Below are 17,200 nucleotides of genomic sequence, written 5' to 3' on the forward strand. Positions count from 1 at the left end.
GGCTATGTTTAGCCCTTTTTTATTAAGTTGATTCAATTTTTATCTAAGCTCATGGTGTAAGGCTCGAAGCGGATCACTTCTTCACCAAGCCAGTCGTTAAGCTCCTGTAGCCTTTTCTGTAGTGGGATAAGTTCGTTGCGAACAAAAACTTTGCTGGCTTTCTCTACATCCCCAAAACCCCCAACATTATTCGGCATAATCCCCATCATCTGTGGCGGAACACGATGCGCGGCCATCATGTCATCACGACTCACGTTCTTGATGTTCAGAAATTCATCTTTCGCTGCGACTTCTGACAACGGGATGATCTGAAGCCCGTCCTTTTTGCCGTTAGGCGAGTACATAAACAGGTTGCGGAAGTTACCCGGTCCTTTGGCGCTTTTCATCGCGTGGCGGAGGTTGTTCACGTCCTCCTGGTTCTGCGCGGCATCGGTCATGTACATGATGAAGCCAGCATGACTGCCGTTTATGTAATACTTTCGACGGAACAGCGTGGCGGACTCATTGAGCAGGGCGGACGGAATAGCAGAAAGATAGCCGGGCAGGCCATAGATCTCCTGATTTATGTCCGGTTCCATCAGATGGAAAATGCTGCCTTTCGTGAACTGATACGGCTGCGTGGTCATGCCGTATTGCACAAACCAGTAGGTATCCAGGTCTAACCCGCGTCGGGTGTATTTTGCCAGCGCAGGCTCAAGGGCGATAACTTCACTGAAGCGGTTAGTGCGTTTCTCCAGGTAGGCGTTACCAAATACCAGATAGTCCTGCACAAAACGCGAAAAAGCCTGCTGGCTGAGCAGCGGGTGAGGGATGTAGGTGCTGGTCAGAATGTTGCACTTCACCGCAATTGGTGAACTGTGATGCACGGCAGCGCGGAAGGTGCGCGCCAGTCCGTCAAAGCTGACAGGAGGCTCATACCAGCGATCTGTCTGTACGCATTCCACATAGTCCAGCAGTTCGCGGCGGTCAAGTACAGGAACGGGATCACCGAAGCTGAATGCTTCGGCTGAAGTCTGGCTTTTATGCTTGAGCTGATTCGTCGCCGCAGCGCGGTTTTTCTTACTCTTTCCCATCAAAAAATCTCCACAATATTGCTGGTATTGGCGGACTCGCCCTGCAGCGGTTCGTTAAACAGTGCGTGCATCGTTGCCCAGGCCAGATCGGCGTGGCTGGCTTCTTCGCTGCGGCTGGCTTCATAGGTCGGGCGGTTGCCACTGGCGGTGGTGGCGCGACGGATTGCCATAAATGACTGCGCTATGTCGGTGTGTCCGGCGTCAAACTCCAGACGACGGTGACTGATAATGTCGTAGGCTTTGAGTACCAGGGCGTTTTTAACGTTAGGGTTGTAGACAAACTCCCGGACGGCAGGAAAGAACGCTTTCACGTTCTCGTAAACCCCGTGACCGACACCTGTTGAGTCGATGCCGATATAGGTCACGTTGTACTGTTCGGTCAGTTTTTTGATGGCGTCAGCCTGGGCGCGGAAGTCCATCCCGCGCCACTGGTGACGCTCAAGAATGCGAAACTTACCGCCTGGCACGGCTGGCGGTGCCACCACCACGCATCCGGCGCTGTCGCCGTTCTGCGTACCTTTTGCCGGGTCATAACCGATCCACACCTCGCGCCAGCCAAACGGGCGCAGGGCCAGTGCATGAAAGTCGGTCCAGACTTCCCAACTGTCCACCATGCACGCCTGCAGTTCGCTGAGCGGGAACACGGACGCGAGATCGTCCACGAACTCGCACATCAGCAGGTTCTGGTATTCGTCCGGGCTGTACTCCATGCGTAGCTGGTCGAGGTCGAACAGGTTACAGCCGCCGCGCACCGCATCTTCCACGGTGACTATCTGGCGGTATTGCCCGTCTGCGCACAGCAGGCCGGGGGCCAGATTGCTGTGGGACAGGTCGATGTCCACCTTGTCGGCTTTGTTGCGTCCACGGTTGAACAGCGCACCGGACCAGAACGGATAAGCACTGTGGGTCAGGCTGGATGGCGTGGAAAAATAGGTTTGTCGCCATTTTTTGTGAATAGCCATACCGGAAGCCACTTTACGCAGCTCCTGAAATTTCGGTATCCAGAAATATTCATCCAGATACAGGTTGCCGTGATAACTCTGGGCAGTGCGGGCATTGGTGCCGAGGAAGTAAAGCGTGGCACCGTTAGGAAGCACCATCGGATCACCTTTCAGCTCCACCTCCACTTCTTTGGCGAAGTCGATGATGTACTGCTTAAAGACGTGGGCCTGTGCCTTGCTGGCGGAAAGGAAAATCTGGTTACGTCCGGTCAGCAGGGCGTCAATCAGGGCTTCACGGGCAAAATAGAAGGTTGCGCCGATCTGGCGTGACTTCAGCAGGTTGCGGATGCGGTTGGTTTTTCCGGCTTCCCACCAGTGGCGCTGGTAGTTGAACATGGAGGAATGGAAGATTTCTTCCAGCTTCTCAATCTGTTCATCGGTGAAAACATTCTTTTCCGGCTGACGGCGTGGGCCTTTGTTGCGGTTGGCGACGTTAGGGTTTAAGTCGGCTTCGTTGCCGCCATTGTTAAACTTGCCGATCCGCGCGTGGCGCTCCGACTGGCGCGCCAGCAGGTCAATCTCTTTGAAATCTTTCCCTTCTTTGTGCTCCTTCATAATGAGCTGGCAGTAGCGTGCGGCGGTGGTGAGCTGCATCTGATCCAGCGGCCCATAGTCACCCCACTTGTCGCGTTTTTTCCAGCTGTGAACAGTTGCAACTTTCTCGCCCAGCATTTCAGCAATGCGGGCGACGCGGTATCCCTGAAAGTACAGCAGCATGGCCTGCCGACGGGGATCGAGATCTGCGGGTGTCAGTGTGGTGTTCATGGCACAAACCTACAGCCTTGAATGAAGGCTTTCCCCGCCTGCGGTTTGTGTGGTTGTCGGTACAAATACCGCGCATTGTTTCACTGCCCCCATCACCGCAACCATAAGGCTCCAGTAAGTTTTTTCTAACGGAGCACGGCTCATGACAGTGAAAGCAAAGCGTTTTCGCATCGGGGTGGAAGGTGCCACCACCGACGGACGCGAAATCCAGCGTGAATGGCTGGAACAGATGGCAGCCAGCTACAACCCGGCGGTGTATACCGCGCTGATTAACCTTGAGCACATCAAGTCTTATCTGCCGGACAGCACCTTTAACCGCTACGGCAAGGTGACGGCGCTGTTTGCTGAAGAAATCACGGAAGGTCCGTTGGCAGGCAAGATGGCGCTGTATGCCGACGTTGAGCCAACGGAATCCCTGGTGGAACTGGTGAAAAAAGGCCAGAAATTATTCACCTCTATGGAAGTCAGCCCGAAGTTTGCTGATACGGGCAAAGCCTACCTGGTCGGCCTGGCTGCCACTGATGACCCTGCCAGTCTGGGCACTGAAATGCTGACATTCAGCGCCAGTGCAGCCCATAACCCGCTGGCAAACCGCAAGCAGAATCCCGCCAATCTCTTTACCGCCGCAGAGGAAACGGTGATCGAACTGGAAGAAATCCAGGAGGACAAGCCGTCCCTGTTTGCCCGCGTCACGGCACTGTTCACCAAAAAAGAGCAGTCCGACGATGCCCGGTTCTCTGATGTGCATAAGGCCGTGGAGTTGGTCGCCACTGAGCAGCAAAACCTGAGCGCACGCACCGAAAAATCCCTGTCTGAGCAGGAAGAACATCTGTCTGAGCTGGAGACTGCCCTGCAGGCACAGCAGACCGCCTTTAACGAACTGGTGAATAAGCTGAGTCATGAAGACAGCCGCCAGGACTACCGCCAGCGTGCAACAGGCGGTAACGCCCCCGCTGACACTCTGACCAATTGCTGATGGAGCACAAAACCCGATGAAGAAGAATACCCGCTTTGCTTTTAACGCTTACCTGCAGCAGCTGGCGCGTCTGAACGGTGTGGCCGTTGAAGAACTGTCCAGCAAGTTCACTGTAGAGCCGTCTGTGCAGCAGACGCTGGAAGATCAGATCCAGCAGTCCGCCGCATTCCTGACGCTGATTAACGTCACGCCAGTGACTGAGCAGTCTGGTCAGTTGCTGGGGCTGGGTGTTGGCAGCACCATTGCCGGAACCACTGATACCACAGCTAAAGAGCGTGAGCCTGTCGATCCGACGCTGATGGTCGATGTGGAATATAAATGCGAGCAGACTAACTTTGACACGGTGCTGACCTACGCGAAGCTGGACCTGTGGGCGAAGTTTCAGGATTTCCAGGTGCGTATCCGTGACGCCATCGTAAAACGTCAGGCACTGGACCGCATCATGATCGGCTTTAACGGCGTGAAGCGTGCGAAAACCTCCAACCGTAGCGAAAACCCGCTGCTGCAGGATGTGAACAAAGGCTGGCTGCAGAAAATCCGTGAGGATGCACCGGATCACGTCATGGGCAGCAGCACCACGGGCGGTGAAACCACACCGGGTGCAGTGAAAGTCGGGAAAGGTGGCGAATATGCCAACCTGGACGCCGTGGTGATGGATGCCGTTAACGAGCTTATCGACGTGGTCTATCAGGACGATGACGATCTGGTGGTGATTTGCGGTCGTGAACTGCTGTCTGACAAGTATTTCCCGCTGGTCAACAAAGAGCAGGAAAACAGTGAAAAACTGGCTGCCGATATGATCATCAGTCAGAAACGCATGGGTGGCCTGCAGGCCGTGCGTGCGCCGTTCTTCCCGCCGAATGCGCTGCTGATCACCCGTCTGGATAACCTGTCCATCTACTGGCAGGAAGACACCCGCCGCCGTTCAGTTATCGACAACCCGAAACGTGACCGGATTGAAAACTTTGAATCCGTTAACGAAGCCTATGTGGTTGAGGACTACCGCTGCGCCGCACTGGTGGAAAACATCCAGATTGGTGATTTCAGCGCCGCCGCAGCCGAAACAGGAGCGTAATCCATGAGCCTGAGTCCCGCACGGCAGCATCGCCTGCGCGTTCAGGCTGAACAGGCCGCCCGCGAGGGCGGCAGTGTTCGCCACGCATCGGGCTATGACCTGATGCTGCTGCAACTGGCGGAAGACCGCCGCCGTCTCAAGGGCGTTCAGTCCACGGTCAAAAAAGCGGAAATCAAGGTGGAGCTGCTGCCGAAGTACGCCGCCTGGGCAGAGGGTGTCCTGGCTGCCGGAGGCGCTCAACAGGATGACGTGCTGATGTACGTGATGCTGTGGCGCATTGATGCCGGAGATTATGCCGGAGCGCTGGAGATCGGGCGTCATGCCCTGCGTCATGGCTGGGTGATGCCGCTGGGTAACCGCAACGTGCAGACCGTGCTGGCAGAGGAAATGGCAGACGCCGCGCAGAGCGCAATGCTTGCCGCCACCGGCTTTGATGCTGATCTGTTGCTGCAGACGCTGGAGCTGACAGACGGTCTGGATATGCCGGACCAGTCACGGGCGCGTCTGCATAAAGCGATTGGCGTTGTCCTGAGTGAAAGCAATCCGGCGTCCGCCCTTAATCATCTCAACCATGCGTTACAGCTCGATCCCCGCTGTGGCGTGAAAAAAGACAAACAGCAGCTGGAGCGCAGACTGCGCAATGACAGCCGCTGACAGAACGTGCCCCCGCGCACGGGCGGCACGGGGTGGCGAAAGGCACAGCCTCATCAAAACCCCGTCCACCGCCCTCTATTTCAGGAGAAAGCAGCATGAAGTTTGTTGCGCCAGAACAGGCACCGGAACAGGCGGAAATCATCAGAAATACGCCGTTCTGGCCTGATGTGGACCTGTCGGAGTTTCGCAGTGTCATGCGCACTGACGGCACGGTGACGCAGCCGCGTTTAAAGCAGGTTGCCCTGTCGGCAATTTCGGAGGTCAACGCAGAGCTGTATGAGTTTCGCAGACGCCAGCAGATGCTGGGGTATGCCTCGCTGGCAGAGGTTCCGGCGGAACAGCTGGACGGGAAAAGTGAGCGCATTCAGCACTATTTCAACGCGGTTTACTGCTGGGCACGCGCCATGCTCAACGAACGATACCAGGACTATGACGCCACGGCATCCGGTGTGAAGCGAGGCGAAGAACTGGCGGAAGCCAGCGGTGATTTGTGGCGTGACGCCCGCTGGGCCATCAGCCGGGTGCAGGATGCGCCGCACTGCACAGTGGAGCTTATCTGATGAAAGTGCGTGCGTATCAGTATGACACGGTGGACGCGCTTTGCTGGCGTCATTACGGGCGCACGCAGGGTGTCACGGAGCAGGTACTGAAGGCAAATCCGGGGCTTGCCGAATACGGCCCCTTTTTACCTCACGGGCTGCAGGTGGAGCTGCCGGACATACCGACCACCACCACCGTGCAGACCGTCCAGCTATGGGACTGAATTATGACGCTTGAGCGAATCAGCGCCTTTATCACGTATTGCATCGCCGTCGTGCTGGCCTGGCTGGGCGATTTGTCCATCAAGGATGCCTCAACGCTGGGCGGCCTGATGATTGGTGTGCTGATGCTGGCTATCAACTGGTACTACAAACACAAAGCCTACCAGCTTCTGCGCGACGGGCAGATCTCGCGGGAGGACTATGAATCCATCAATCGTTAAACGCTGCCTTGTCGGGGCCGTGCTGGCTATTGCTGCCACGCTGCCGGGTTTTCAGCAGCTTCACACCTCCGTGGAGGGGCTGAAACTGATTGCCGATTACGAAGGCTGTCGTCTGCAGCCGTATCAGTGCAGCGCGGGTGTCTGGACCGACGGCATTGGTAATACATCGGGCGTCATTCCCGGCAAAACAATCACGGAACGACAGGCAGCAGAAGGGATGATCTCCAACGTGCTGCGTGTGGAGCGGGCGCTGGAAAGGTGTGTGAAGCAACAGCCACCACAGAAGGTGTATGACGCTACGGTGTCGTTTGCCTTCAACGTGGGAACGGGCAATGCCTGTAGTTCCACGCTGGTGAAATTGCTCAATCAGCGGCGCTGGGCGGATGCGTGCCGACAGTTGCCGCGCTGGGTTTATGTAAAAGGTGTGTTTAATCAGGGGCTGGATAACCGCCGTGCGCGGGAGATGGCCTGGTGTTTACAGGGAGCAAACTGAAATGAAAAAGAAATTAATCAGCGGACTGTTTCTGATGTTATGGATGGCGCTGTTAATCGCAGCAATGGTGTATCCGCAGGGGATCTTTCCGGTACTGGCAGCGTCCGGCGTTTGGGTAGCCTGTTTGCTGACATGGGCGGTAATTCCGGTAGCACTGGCTGCGTTAATTCAGAATGGCCCGCTCTGGCAGGAGTTAAGGGCATCTTTGCTGAAGACAATTACCCGAAAAGAAAATGTATTTATCTGTTGGGTGATGCGATTGCTGATTGTTGTAAGTCTCGCATGGACGGGGTGGGCTATTACCCTGGTCTTTTATCTGCTGACCGTTATTGCCTTCTGGATCACCCGTAATCAGATGGCGCAACAGGTAGCAGCATGAACCGGTTGCTGCTGGTTGTGCTGGCGTTATTACTGGCGGCGCTGGGCTGGCAGACGTGGCGGCTGGCTGATGCCAGCCAGACCATCAGCACGCAGGCAAACGAGCTGCAGAGCAAAAGCCAGGCACTGGCAAAGAGCAACAGCCAGCTTATCAGCCTGTCCATTCTGACTGAAACCAATAACCGGGAGCAGGCGCGGCTCTATGCCGAAGCAGAACAGACCAGCGCACAGCTGAGACAACGACAACGCCGGATCGAGGAACTGAAACGTGAGAACGAGGATTTACGCCACTGGGCTGATACTCCTTTGCCTGCTGACATTATCCGGCTGCGGGAACGTCCGGCACTCACCGGAGGTGCAGCTTACCGTCAGTGGTTGTCCGCGAGTGACGCCGTGTCGGCTGGAGCAGGCAGCACCGCGCACTAACGGTGATCTGAATGCGTTGCTGGATGAAACGGAGGCCGCCTGGGCGGTCTGTGCAGACAAAGTGGACATGATTATTGCGTGTCAGGAGCGAAACAGTGAACAAACCACAATCCCTGCGCCACGCCCTCAATAAAGCGGTGCCTTATGTCCGCAATAACCCGGACAAACTGCATCTGTTTGTGGATAACGGTTCGCTGGTTGCCACGGGGGCCAGCTCCATGTCATGGGAGTACCGCTATACCCTGAACGTGGTGATAGAGGATTTCAGCGGCGACCAGAATCTGCTGATGGCCCCGGTTTTACTGTGGCTTCGGGATAACCAGCCCGATGCCATCAATAACCCGGCGTTACGGGAAAAGCTATTCACCTTTGAGGTGGATATTTTGCGCAACGATGTCTGTGATATCAGCCTTAACCTGCAATTGACGGAACGTGTGCTGGTCAGTACTGACGGCAGTGTGTCGAGCGTTGAAGCTGTAGCAGAACCCGATGAACCTGAAGAAATGTGGACGGTGAAACGTGGCTGAACTGCAGAAGGTGGACGACTGGCTGAGTGCCTTGCTGGCGAATCTGGAACCAGCCACGAGAAGCCGCATGATGCGCCAGCTGGCGCAGGAACTGCGCCGGACACAGCAGCAGAATATCAGGATGCAGCGCAATCCAGATGGCAGCAGTTATGAACCGCGCAGGGTAACAGCACGCAGCAAAAAAGGCCGCATCAAACGTCAGATGTTTGCAAAGTTGCGCACCACAAAATACCTGAAAACTGCCGCCAGCGCCGACTCTGCCAGCGTACAGTTTGAAGGCAAGGTGCAGCGTATTGCCCGTGTTCACCATTACGGCCTGCGTGATCGCGTCAGTCGCAAAGGACCGGAGGTCCGTTACGCAGAGCGCCGCCTGCTGGGTGTAAATGATGATGTTGAGGCAATGACCCGCGACATGATTCTGCAATGGCTGGCGGGGTGATCTTTGTATCAGCACTGATACAAGTTGCAGCACTGCCGCCTTTCTTCCCCTGATGGCAACCTTTCCCTATGAACGCACAATTAACCGAAATCATGCGCCTTATCACCAACCTGATCCGCACAGGGGTAGTCACCGAAGTGGACAGGGAAAACTGGCTTTGCCGGGTGAAAACGGGCGAGCTTGAAACCAACTGGATCAGCTGGCTGACGCTGCGTGCCGGGAATGCCCGTACATGGTGGCGACCATCGGAAGGTGAGCAGGTGGTGCTGCTGAGTCTGGGCGGCAATCTGGAAACCGCCTTTGCGCTGCCCGCTGTCTATTCGAATCAGTTCGCACCACCGTCGACGTCGGCGGACGCCTGCGTGACAGAACATCCTGACGGTGGCTGGTTTGAATACGAACCCGCCACCGGGCGCTGGTATGTCAGGGGCATCAAATCAATGGTCATTGAGGCTGCTGACAACATCACCATGAAAACCAGTGAGTTTGTACTGGAGGCTGACCGCACGCGCATTAACAGCGAAGTGGTGATCAATGGTGGCGTTACCCAGGGCGGCGGAGCGATGAGTTCTAACGGGATCGTGGTTGATGCGCATCAGCATACTGGCGTCCTGAAAGGCGGCGATACAACCGGAGGCCCGGTATGACGCTTTATAGCGGGATGAACAATACCAGCGGCAAAGTCATTACTGATATTGATCATCTGCGCCAGTCGGTGCGGGACATTCTGCTGACACCGCAGGGTAGCCGTATTGCCCGCCGGGAATATGGTTCCCTGCTGTCGGCACTGATAGATCAGCCACAAAATCCGGCATTACGCCTGCAGGTCATGTCGGCAGTGTATGTGGCGCTGAGTCGCTGGGAGCCACGGTTGACGCTGGATTCCATCACCATCAACAGCAATTTTGACGGTTCAATGGTGGTGGAGCTGACCGGGCGGCGGAATAACGGTGTGCCTGTGTCCCTTTCCGTATCAACAGGAGCAGAGAATGGCAGTGATTGACCTTTCGCAGTTGCCTGCACCGCAGATTGTGGATGTGCCGGACTTTGAGACGCTGCTTGCCGAACGCAAGGCAGAATTTGTGGCGCTTCATCCGAAAGATGAGCAGGAAGCAGTGATCCGCACGCTGGAACTGGAATCTGAACCCGCCACTAAATTGTTGCAGGAGAACGCTTACCGTGAGTTGCTTCTGCGCCAGCGTATTAACGAAGCCGCGCAGGCGGTGATGGTGGCTTACGCGATGGGCGGCGATCTTGACCAGCTCGCTGCCAACTACAACGTGACACGCCTGACGGTGACGCCTGCTGATAATGATGCTGTGCCGCCCGTTGCAGCTGTGATGGAAAGCGATGAAGCGTTGCGCCTGCGTGTGCCTGCAGCCTTTGAAGGGCTTTCTGTTGCGGGGCCAACTGCAGCTTATGAATTTCATGCCCGAAGCGCCGACGGTCGGGTGGCGGATGCCAGTGCAACCAGCCCGGCACCTGCAGAGGTGGTGCTGACTGTCCTTAGCCGCGAAGGCGATGGAACTGCAGAAAAAGACCTGCTGGACGTGGTGGAAAAAGCTCTGAACAGTGAGAACGTCCGCCCGGTGGCTGACCGTCTTACGGTTCGCAGCGCAGAAATCATCCCGTATCGCGTGGAAGCCACCATTTTTCTCTATCCGGGACCGGAAGCAGAGCCGGTAATGGCAGCGGCAAAAGCCAGTCTGCAGAAGTACATTGCCAGCCAGACGAGGCTTGGTCGGGATATTCGCCGTAGCGCCATCTTTGCTGCTCTGCATGTTGAGGGTGTTCAACGTGTGGAACTGGCTTCTCCGCTGGCGGATGTGGTCCTGAACAAAACACAGGCGGCATCATGTACGCAGTGGAGCGTAACCAACGGAGGAACGGATGAATAGTCTGCTGCCACCGGGTTCAACTTCACTGGAGCGCCGACTGGCGCAAACCTGTAGCGGGATTTCTGATTTGCAGGTGCCGCTGCGTGACTTGTGGAATCCGGCTACCTGTCCGGTCAGCTTCCTGCCTTATCTCGCCTGGGCGTTCTCTGTGGATCGCTGGGACGAGGGCTGGACAGAAAGCGTCAAACGCCAGGTAGTGAAGGATGCTTTTTATATTCATCAGCATAAAGGAACCACCAGTGCCGTGCGGCGGGTGGTGGAACCGTTCGGATTCCTGATCCGCATTATTGAGTGGTGGCAGACTGGAGAAACACCGGGCACGTTTCGCCTGGACATCGGCGTGCAGGACCAGGGCATCACTGAAGATACCTATCTGGAACTTGAGCGGCTGATAAGCGATGCCAAACCATGTAGCCGTCACATGATCGGCATGTCCATCAATCTGCAAACCAGTGGCCCGCACTGGGTAGGGGCCGCCAGCTATCTTGGTGAAGAAATCACGATCTATCCGTATATCAACGAAACAATTATTTCTGGCGGCACCGCGCATGAAGGCGGGGCGGTCCATGTTATTGACACAATGAGAGTGAATCCATGAGCACAAAATTTTATACCCTGCTGACGGATATTGGCGCGGCGAAACTTGCCAGCGCCGCCGCGCTCGGTGTGCCGTTAAAAATTACCCATATGGCGGTCGGCGATGGCGGCGGAACATTACCAACGCCGGACGCAAAGCAGACTGCACTGGTAAATGAGAAACGCCGGGCTGCGCTGAATATGCTCTATATCGACCCGCAAAACAGCAGCCAGATTATTGCTGAACAGGTGATCCCTGAAAACGAGGGCGGTTGGTGGATACGTGAAGTGGGCCTGTTTGATGAATCCGGGGCATTGATTGCCGTGGGCAACTGCCCGGAAAGCTATAAGCCGCAACTGGCTGAAGGCAGCGGGCGCACCCAGACCGTGCGCATGGTGTTGATTACCAGCAGCACGGACAATATCACCCTGAAAATCGACCCTGCCGTCGTGCTGGCAACCCGCAAGTATGTGGATGATAAGGTACTGGAGCTGAAGGTGTACGTGGATGATCAGATGGCAAAACATCTTGCAGCACCGGACCCGCATTCACAGTATGCACCCAAAGAAAGTCCTACGTTTACCGGGACACCCAAAGCGCCAACGCCAGCGGCGGGGAATAATACCACGCAGGTTGCGACCACCGCGTTTGTTCAGGCGGCACTGACGGCTCTTATTAATGGTGCGCCAGCCACGCTGGACACGCTGAAAGAAATTGCCGCAGCCATAAACAATGACCCGAAATTCAGTACCACCATTAACAATGCGCTGGCACTGAAAGCGCCGCTGTCGAGTCCGGCACTCACCGGAACGCCAACCGCACCGACTGCGGCACAGTCGGTCAACAATACACAGATTGCCACCACGGCATTTGTGAAATCGGCGATTGCGGCAATGGTGGGTTCTGCACCTGCGGCACTGGATACACTGAACGAACTGGCGGCGGCGCTGGGGAATGACCCGAACTTTGCCACGACAATGCTTAATGCACTGGCAGGTAAACAACCGCTGGACAATACGCTGACTAATTTGAGTGGAAAGGATGTTGCTGGTCTTCTCGCATACCTTGGTTTGGGAGAAGGTTCTGCATTACCTGTAGGAGTACCAGTTCCGTGGCCTTCAGCCACTCTGCCGACAGGCTGGTTGAAATGCAATGGCGCTGCCTTTGATAAGGTTAAATATCCCCGTCTTGCTACAGCATATCCATCAGGGAAACTACCTGATCTCCGTGGTGAGTTTATTCGTGGCTGGGATGACGGACGAGGCGTTGATGCTGGACGTGCTTTATTGAGCATTCAGACTGGGATGCTGGAAAAACATCGCCATATTGTTGTTGCCAACGATGGGTATGATTCAAAAGAGGAATGGGAACTGGCGACAATCTTCAGAAGAGCATACACGCAAGGCCGGGGGCTTGATGCTGCTGATGTCGGAGGGACTCTGATTCCATCACCAACGCTACATACACGAGGGAGTATTGGTAACACAGGTGGAAGCGAAACCCGTCCGCGAAATATTGCATTTAACTTTATCGTGAGGGCTGCATAATGGATAACGCTGTATTAAATAGCGAGCTTATTGCCACGAAGGCGGGGAATATTACTGTCTATAACTATGATGGAGAAACACGGGAATATATTTCCACTTCAAATGAATATCTTGCCGTTGGTGTCGGTATCCCGGCATATTCCTGTTTAGATGCTCCTGGCACATATAAGGCTGGTTATGCAATCTGCCGTTCAGTAGATTTAAACTCATGGGAATATATGCCAGACCATCGCGGTGAAATTATCTATAGCACCGAAACAGGAGAAGCAAAAGAAATCACGGTGCCGGGTAATTATCCTGAAAATACAACCACTATCGCCCCGTTAACGCCATACGATAAATGGGATGGTGAGAAATGGGTGACGGATACCGAGGCACAGCATAGCGCCGCAGTAGACGCAGCAGAAGCACAGCGTCAGTCACTGATTGATGCTGCAATGGCTTCCATTAGTCTGATTCAGTTGAAATTGCAGGCCGGGCGGAAGCTGATGCAGGCAGAGACCACCCGACTTAACACTGTGCTGGATTACATCGATGCGGTGACGACAACGGATACCAGCACTGCGCCGGATGTCATCTGGCCTGAACTGTCGGAGGCGTAGGTCATTCAATATCTGGAGCACGGGGTGTATCGACCAGTTCTAGTGCATCCAGATAACTCACCCACGAATTATATTGTTCCAGTTCGCCACCTTTCAGGCGATAAATAGCTGCTTTATCAGACCATTGCTTACTGTTTATAAACTCGTTAGCCTAGTCTATTCGCAGTTGTTTCTCTGCTTCGGTAGCAACCACAATCTCATATAAATTAAACTAATAAGTTTTTATTAAAAGTAAGATAGATGCCACCATTTTATATAAATGGTGGTTCGCAGTTAACTAGCATGTAATAAGTTGAACAGGTTTTTAGTTACTTCGTTTTTAGTACTAAAAAACATATCTTTAAGGTCCGGTAATGCAAAGGCAGCATTTTGGTCATTCGGTACAACAATAGGAGGCTCATATCCGTTGTCATACATTTTCTTTAAAGCGGCTACTATTTTTGTCTGATTTTGACTGAATTCTTTCATGTCAATAAAAATTTCTCCAGATAGGGTCCCATCATCTTCACGTAGTATCGCTGGTTTGACACGACATATCTGATCCATTTCTCCAGTAGAAAAACCGGCAATCGCTGCATTAAATAACAAAGATGAAGTAGCCCATTTTTCATATAGTTTTTTGATAGCCATGCTTCTGATTTTTTTATCGTTGATATATCCAATGCCACTGGCCAAAACTTCGGTTAATGGATTTTCCCCGCGAGTTACTCCAGACCAATAGTTGTGCATCCAGGGCGCATTTTGCTCAAGCGGAGAGCCGAGATAATCAGTGATCCACTCTGAGTCCACCTCTGTAAAGTTCAAACCATGAAAATCAATTTCTGCAATAGTGTTTTTATAGTTTTGATTTAAACCCAAACGGTCAATTGCTATTTCAGCCATTTCTTTTGTTTTGAATAGATATATTCCGGTTAGGCGGGAAACTTTATCTCTGAAATTGTCTGAGCGTACCTTTTCAAGAGCTAACTCATTTTGTAATTTTTCATTGTGATTATCTGATAAGTATTTTCTTACTAGATTGTAGAACCAAATAGATACTCCAAACTCACTTTTATAACAGATTGATTCAATTCTTCCTATTGCAACCTCCCAGGCAACAATTGGATTGTTTAAATTTAAGTAAGCATATAGTTTTCTCTGTTCCATTTTTATTTTCCTTATAGATGCTATGAAGGTTATTATTACATAAATGTTCGATAAATGTTTTTAAGTTTTAACTTCGTTTCGGTGCCAATAAATATACATTACAAGTGAAATTTATCAAGGTAACAAAAGGAGAGCTAATGCTAATAGGCTATGTACTCCAATGGGCCGTTTCTTTTTTCATGTCATGGGTGCCCTGGCTGAAATGGAACGCGAACTGATAGTTGAACGTACCAGGGCGGGGCTTGCTGCAGCTCGCGCCAAAGGCAGAGTAGGTGGACGCCGTCCTAAGTTGACCATCGAACAGTGGGCACAGATTGGACGCTTACTCGAGGCCGGAGAATCAAGACAGCGTATTGCACTGATTTTTGATGTGGGTGTTTCCACAATTTATAGAAAATTTCCGGCAAATAAGAGTAATGAATCTCCCTGAATCAGCATTATTTTGATTATCCCTGCAAGTAGACAAATACCGTCATTTTGTGTGAATAACGGTACAACTGCGCTTAGCTGTTTGTCAGGCACAATCACTTCAACATAGGGCGAAGCCTAATCCAATCAGGAGGTTCGCCACTATGGCTCAGGATTACCACCACGGGGTGCGCGTTGTTGAAGTCAACGAAGGCACCCGATCCATTACCACGGTGAGCACCGCCATCGTGGGCATGGTCTGCACGGGCGATGATGCCGATGCAAAAATGTTTCCTCTTAATAAACCCGTGCTGATCACTGATGTACTGACCGCCAGCGGTAAAGCGGGTGAGTCCGGCACGCTGGCCCGTTCGCTGGATGCCATCGCTGACCAGGCAAAACCCGTGACCGTTGTTGTGCGTGTGCCGCAGGGTGAAACGGAAGAAGAAACCACGACTAATATTATCGGCGCAGTGACCGCTGAAGGTAAAAAAACAGGCATGAAAGCCCTGTTATCTGCCCAGACACAGCTCGGCGTTAAACCGCGCATTCTCGGCGTGCCAGGTCACGATAACAAAGCCGTTGCGACTGAGTTGCTGAGCGTGGCGCAAAGCCTGCGTGGGTTTGCTTACCTGTCAGCGTATGGCTGCAAGACGGTACAGGAGGCGATCACTTACCGTGAAAACTTCAGCCAGCGCGAAGGGATGCTGATCTGGCCTGACTTTACTGGCTGGGACACGGTGCTGAATGACGAAGCAACGGCATATGCCACCGCCCGTGCGCTCGGTCTGCGCGCCAAAATTGATGAGCAGACCGGGTGGCACAAGAGCCTGTCCAACGTAGGCGTGAACGGTGTCACCGGAATTTCTGCTGATGTGTTCTGGGATCTGCAGGACCCGGCAACCGATGCAGGTCTGCTTAACCAGAACGACGTCACCACCCTTATCCGCAAGGACGGTTTCCGCTTCTGGGGTTCCCGCTGTCTGAGTGATGATCCGCTCTTTGCCTTCGAAAACTACACCCGCACGGCGCAGGTGCTGACGGACACGATGGCAGAAGCGCACATGTGGGCGGTGGACAAACCGCTTAACCCGTCGCTGGCCCGCGACATTATCGAAGGTATCCGCGCCAAAATGCGCAGTCTGGTAAGCCAGGGCTATCTCATTGGTGGTGATTGCTGGCTGGATGAGTCGGTGAACGACAAAGACACGCTGAAAGCCGGAAAACTCACCATCGACTATGACTACACGCCAGTGCCGCCACTTGAAAATCTGATGCTGCGCCAGCGCATCACCGATCAGTACCTGGTGAATTTCGCCAGCCAGGTCAGCGCGTAAGGGGACAACATGGCTTTACCACGCAAATTAAAACACCTGAACCTGTTTAACGACGGGAACAACTGGCAGGGGATCGTTGAGTCGCTGACGCTGCCGAAATTCACCCGCAAATATGAGAAGTATCGCGGCGGCGGAATGCCGGGTGCAGTGGATGTGGATCTGGGGCTTGATGACAGTGCGCTGGACACAGAATTTTCCATTGGTGGTACTGAACTGCTGCTGTTTAAACAGATGGGCAAAGCCACGGTGGATGGCATCCAGCTGCGCTTTACCGGCTCTATCCAGCGTGACGATACCGGGGAAGTGCAGGCCGTGGAGCTTGTGGTGCGTGGACGTCACAAAGAAGTGGATTCCGGTGAGTGGAAGACGGGCGAAAGCAACACCACCAAAGTGACCAGTACCAACAGCTACGCGAAGCTGACCATCAATGGTGAGGTGCTCTATGAAGTGGACCTCATCAACATGGTGGAAATTGTGGACGGTGTGGACCTGATGGAAGCGCACCGCAACGCCCTCGGCCTCTGATGTATCTGAACGGCGCGGGATTCCGCGCCAGAACCCAATTTACAGGACAACAAAATGAGCGATAAGCAGACTGAAAAGACCATTCAACTGGATACCCCCATCAAGCGCGGAAAAACGGAAATCACCGAAATTGTGCTGCGTAAACCGCAGTCCGGTGCGCTGCGCGGTACACGCCTGCAGGCCATTATGGATATGGATGTGAATGCGATGATGACCGTGATCCCCCGCATCTCCAGTCCGGCACTGACTGCACAGGAAATTGCAGAGATGGACCCGGCAGATCTCACTGCCATGTCGGTTGAGGTTGTCATTTTTTTGTTGAAGAAGTCGGTGCTTGCCGGTTTACCGACAGCCTGACGGTTGACGATCTG

Annotated in this window: 24 protein-coding genes and 2 pseudogenes; 22 read left to right on the forward strand and 4 right to left on the reverse strand. The window is 53.7% G+C overall.

Features of this window, described 5'->3' with window-relative positions; all coding sequences use genetic code 11:
* Nucleotides 1-32 precede the first annotated feature (32 nt).
* Entirely contained in the window at nt 33-1,073 is a 1,041-nt protein-coding gene (locus tag A7090_RS06210; protein WP_105273372.1) for a phage portal protein, read from the reverse strand.
* Entirely contained in the window at nt 1,073-2,839 is a 1,767-nt protein-coding gene (locus A7090_RS06215) for a terminase ATPase subunit family protein (RefSeq protein ID WP_001098431.1), read from the reverse strand. The genes A7090_RS06210 and A7090_RS06215 overlap by 1 nt, the downstream gene beginning before the upstream one ends.
* A 142-nt stretch (nt 2,840-2,981) precedes the next feature.
* On the opposite strand from A7090_RS06215, the gene A7090_RS06220 reads away from it, so the two are divergent.
* From A7090_RS06220 to A7090_RS06305, 18 genes are all read left to right on the forward strand, one after another.
* Nucleotides 2,982-3,815, forward strand: coding sequence for a GPO family capsid scaffolding protein (locus A7090_RS06220; RefSeq protein WP_105273373.1), 834 nt, complete (start codon nt 2,982-2,984; stop codon nt 3,813-3,815).
* 16 nt (nt 3,816-3,831) lie between these two features.
* Nucleotides 3,832-4,890 carry a phage major capsid protein, P2 family gene (locus A7090_RS06225; RefSeq protein ID WP_000742503.1) on the forward strand — a complete coding sequence of 353 codons (1,059 nt, stop codon included), beginning with the start codon at nt 3,832-3,834 and terminating at the stop codon, nt 4,888-4,890.
* Between the two features lie 3 nt (nt 4,891-4,893).
* On the forward strand, nt 4,894-5,544 hold the full coding sequence (locus A7090_RS06230; RefSeq protein WP_001471288.1) for a phage terminase small subunit: 651 nt from the start codon (nt 4,894-4,896) through the stop codon (nt 5,542-5,544).
* Nucleotides 5,545-5,639: 95 nt separating this feature from the next.
* Nucleotides 5,640-6,104 (forward strand): head completion/stabilization protein, encoded by a 465-nt coding sequence (locus A7090_RS06235; protein WP_000673523.1) that lies wholly within the window; start codon nt 5,640-5,642, stop codon nt 6,102-6,104.
* Entirely contained in the window at nt 6,104-6,307 is a 204-nt protein-coding gene (locus A7090_RS06240) for a tail protein X (protein WP_000868192.1), read from the forward strand. Before A7090_RS06235 ends, A7090_RS06240 begins: the two co-directional genes overlap by 1 nt.
* Before the next feature lie 3 nt (nt 6,308-6,310).
* Complete coding sequence (locus A7090_RS06245) at nt 6,311-6,526, forward strand: HP1 family phage holin (RefSeq protein WP_000171568.1); 216 nt, start codon at nt 6,311-6,313, stop codon at nt 6,524-6,526.
* Nucleotides 6,507-7,019 (forward strand): glycoside hydrolase family protein, encoded by a 513-nt coding sequence (locus A7090_RS06250; protein ID WP_198599569.1) that lies wholly within the window; start codon nt 6,507-6,509, stop codon nt 7,017-7,019. The genes A7090_RS06245 and A7090_RS06250 overlap by 20 nt, the downstream gene beginning before the upstream one ends.
* A gap of 1 nt (nt 7,020) precedes the next feature.
* Nucleotides 7,021-7,398 carry a DNZ54_00345 family protein gene (locus tag A7090_RS06255; RefSeq protein ID WP_000727855.1) on the forward strand — a complete coding sequence of 126 codons (378 nt, stop codon included), beginning with the start codon at nt 7,021-7,023 and terminating at the stop codon, nt 7,396-7,398.
* On the forward strand, nt 7,395-7,823 hold the full coding sequence (gene lysB / locus A7090_RS06260; protein ID WP_001337513.1) for an Rz-like lysis system protein LysB: 429 nt from the start codon (nt 7,395-7,397) through the stop codon (nt 7,821-7,823). Before A7090_RS06255 ends, lysB begins: the two co-directional genes overlap by 4 nt.
* Complete coding sequence (gene lysC, locus A7090_RS26460; protein WP_223229653.1) at nt 7,708-7,956, forward strand: Rz1-like lysis system protein LysC; 249 nt, start codon at nt 7,708-7,710, stop codon at nt 7,954-7,956. The genes lysB and lysC overlap by 116 nt, the downstream gene beginning before the upstream one ends.
* Nucleotides 7,919-8,350: a phage tail protein gene (locus A7090_RS06270; RefSeq protein ID WP_001039945.1), complete on the forward strand. Its 432-nt coding sequence runs from the start codon at nt 7,919-7,921 to the stop codon at nt 8,348-8,350. The genes lysC and A7090_RS06270 overlap by 38 nt, the downstream gene beginning before the upstream one ends.
* On the forward strand, nt 8,343-8,789 hold the full coding sequence (locus A7090_RS06275) for a phage virion morphogenesis protein (protein WP_000829146.1): 447 nt from the start codon (nt 8,343-8,345) through the stop codon (nt 8,787-8,789). The genes A7090_RS06270 and A7090_RS06275 overlap by 8 nt, the downstream gene beginning before the upstream one ends.
* A gap of 68 nt (nt 8,790-8,857) precedes the next feature.
* Nucleotides 8,858-9,436, forward strand: a complete 579-nt coding sequence (locus A7090_RS06280) for a phage baseplate assembly protein V (RefSeq protein WP_000993775.1) — start codon at nt 8,858-8,860, stop codon at nt 9,434-9,436.
* Nucleotides 9,433-9,792 (forward strand): GPW/gp25 family protein, encoded by a 360-nt coding sequence (locus A7090_RS06285; protein WP_000177590.1) that lies wholly within the window; start codon nt 9,433-9,435, stop codon nt 9,790-9,792. Before A7090_RS06280 ends, A7090_RS06285 begins: the two co-directional genes overlap by 4 nt.
* A complete protein-coding gene (locus tag A7090_RS06290) occupies nt 9,779-10,687 on the forward strand; it encodes a baseplate assembly protein (RefSeq protein ID WP_000268280.1) in 909 nt (302 codons plus the stop codon). The genes A7090_RS06285 and A7090_RS06290 overlap by 14 nt, the downstream gene beginning before the upstream one ends.
* Nucleotides 10,680-11,285, forward strand: a complete 606-nt coding sequence (locus tag A7090_RS06295) for a phage tail protein I (RefSeq protein WP_001086836.1) — start codon at nt 10,680-10,682, stop codon at nt 11,283-11,285. The genes A7090_RS06290 and A7090_RS06295 overlap by 8 nt, the downstream gene beginning before the upstream one ends.
* Nucleotides 11,282-12,811 carry a phage tail protein gene (locus A7090_RS06300; protein ID WP_105273374.1) on the forward strand — a complete coding sequence of 510 codons (1,530 nt, stop codon included), beginning with the start codon at nt 11,282-11,284 and terminating at the stop codon, nt 12,809-12,811. The genes A7090_RS06295 and A7090_RS06300 overlap by 4 nt, the downstream gene beginning before the upstream one ends.
* Entirely contained in the window at nt 12,811-13,413 is a 603-nt protein-coding gene (locus A7090_RS06305) for a tail fiber assembly protein (RefSeq protein ID WP_059331868.1), read from the forward strand. Before A7090_RS06300 ends, A7090_RS06305 begins: the two co-directional genes overlap by 1 nt.
* 1 nt (nt 13,414) lies before the next feature.
* Here A7090_RS06305 and A7090_RS06310 read toward each other — a convergent pair.
* Nucleotides 13,415-13,564: pseudogene (locus A7090_RS06310) on the reverse strand (tail fiber assembly protein); the annotation flags it as partial.
* Nucleotides 13,565-13,686: 122 nt separating this feature from the next.
* Nucleotides 13,687-14,559: a hypothetical protein gene (locus A7090_RS06315; protein ID WP_105273375.1), complete on the reverse strand. Its 873-nt coding sequence runs from the start codon at nt 14,557-14,559 to the stop codon at nt 13,687-13,689.
* A 154-nt stretch (nt 14,560-14,713) separates the two neighbouring features.
* Between A7090_RS06315 and A7090_RS06320 the strand changes: the two are divergent.
* From A7090_RS06320 to A7090_RS06335, 4 genes and pseudogenes are all read left to right on the forward strand, one after another.
* Nucleotides 14,714-14,989, forward strand: a pseudogene (locus tag A7090_RS06320) (helix-turn-helix domain-containing protein); the annotation flags it as partial.
* 142 nt (nt 14,990-15,131) lie between these two features.
* A complete protein-coding gene (locus A7090_RS06325) occupies nt 15,132-16,304 on the forward strand; it encodes a phage tail sheath protein (RefSeq protein ID WP_105273376.1) in 1,173 nt (390 codons plus the stop codon).
* 9 nt (nt 16,305-16,313) lie between these two features.
* A complete protein-coding gene (locus A7090_RS06330; protein ID WP_001207660.1) occupies nt 16,314-16,829 on the forward strand; it encodes a phage major tail tube protein in 516 nt (171 codons plus the stop codon).
* A gap of 54 nt (nt 16,830-16,883) precedes the next feature.
* The gene (locus tag A7090_RS06335) at nt 16,884-17,186 is read left to right on the forward strand and encodes a phage tail assembly protein (protein WP_097311209.1); all 303 of its coding nucleotides are present in this window, start codon (nt 16,884-16,886) and stop codon (nt 17,184-17,186) included.
* Nucleotides 17,187-17,200 lie beyond the last annotated feature (14 nt).

This window comes from Escherichia sp. MOD1-EC7003 (genome assembly GCF_002965065.1).
Taxonomy (GTDB): Bacteria; Pseudomonadota; Gammaproteobacteria; order Enterobacterales; family Enterobacteriaceae; genus Escherichia.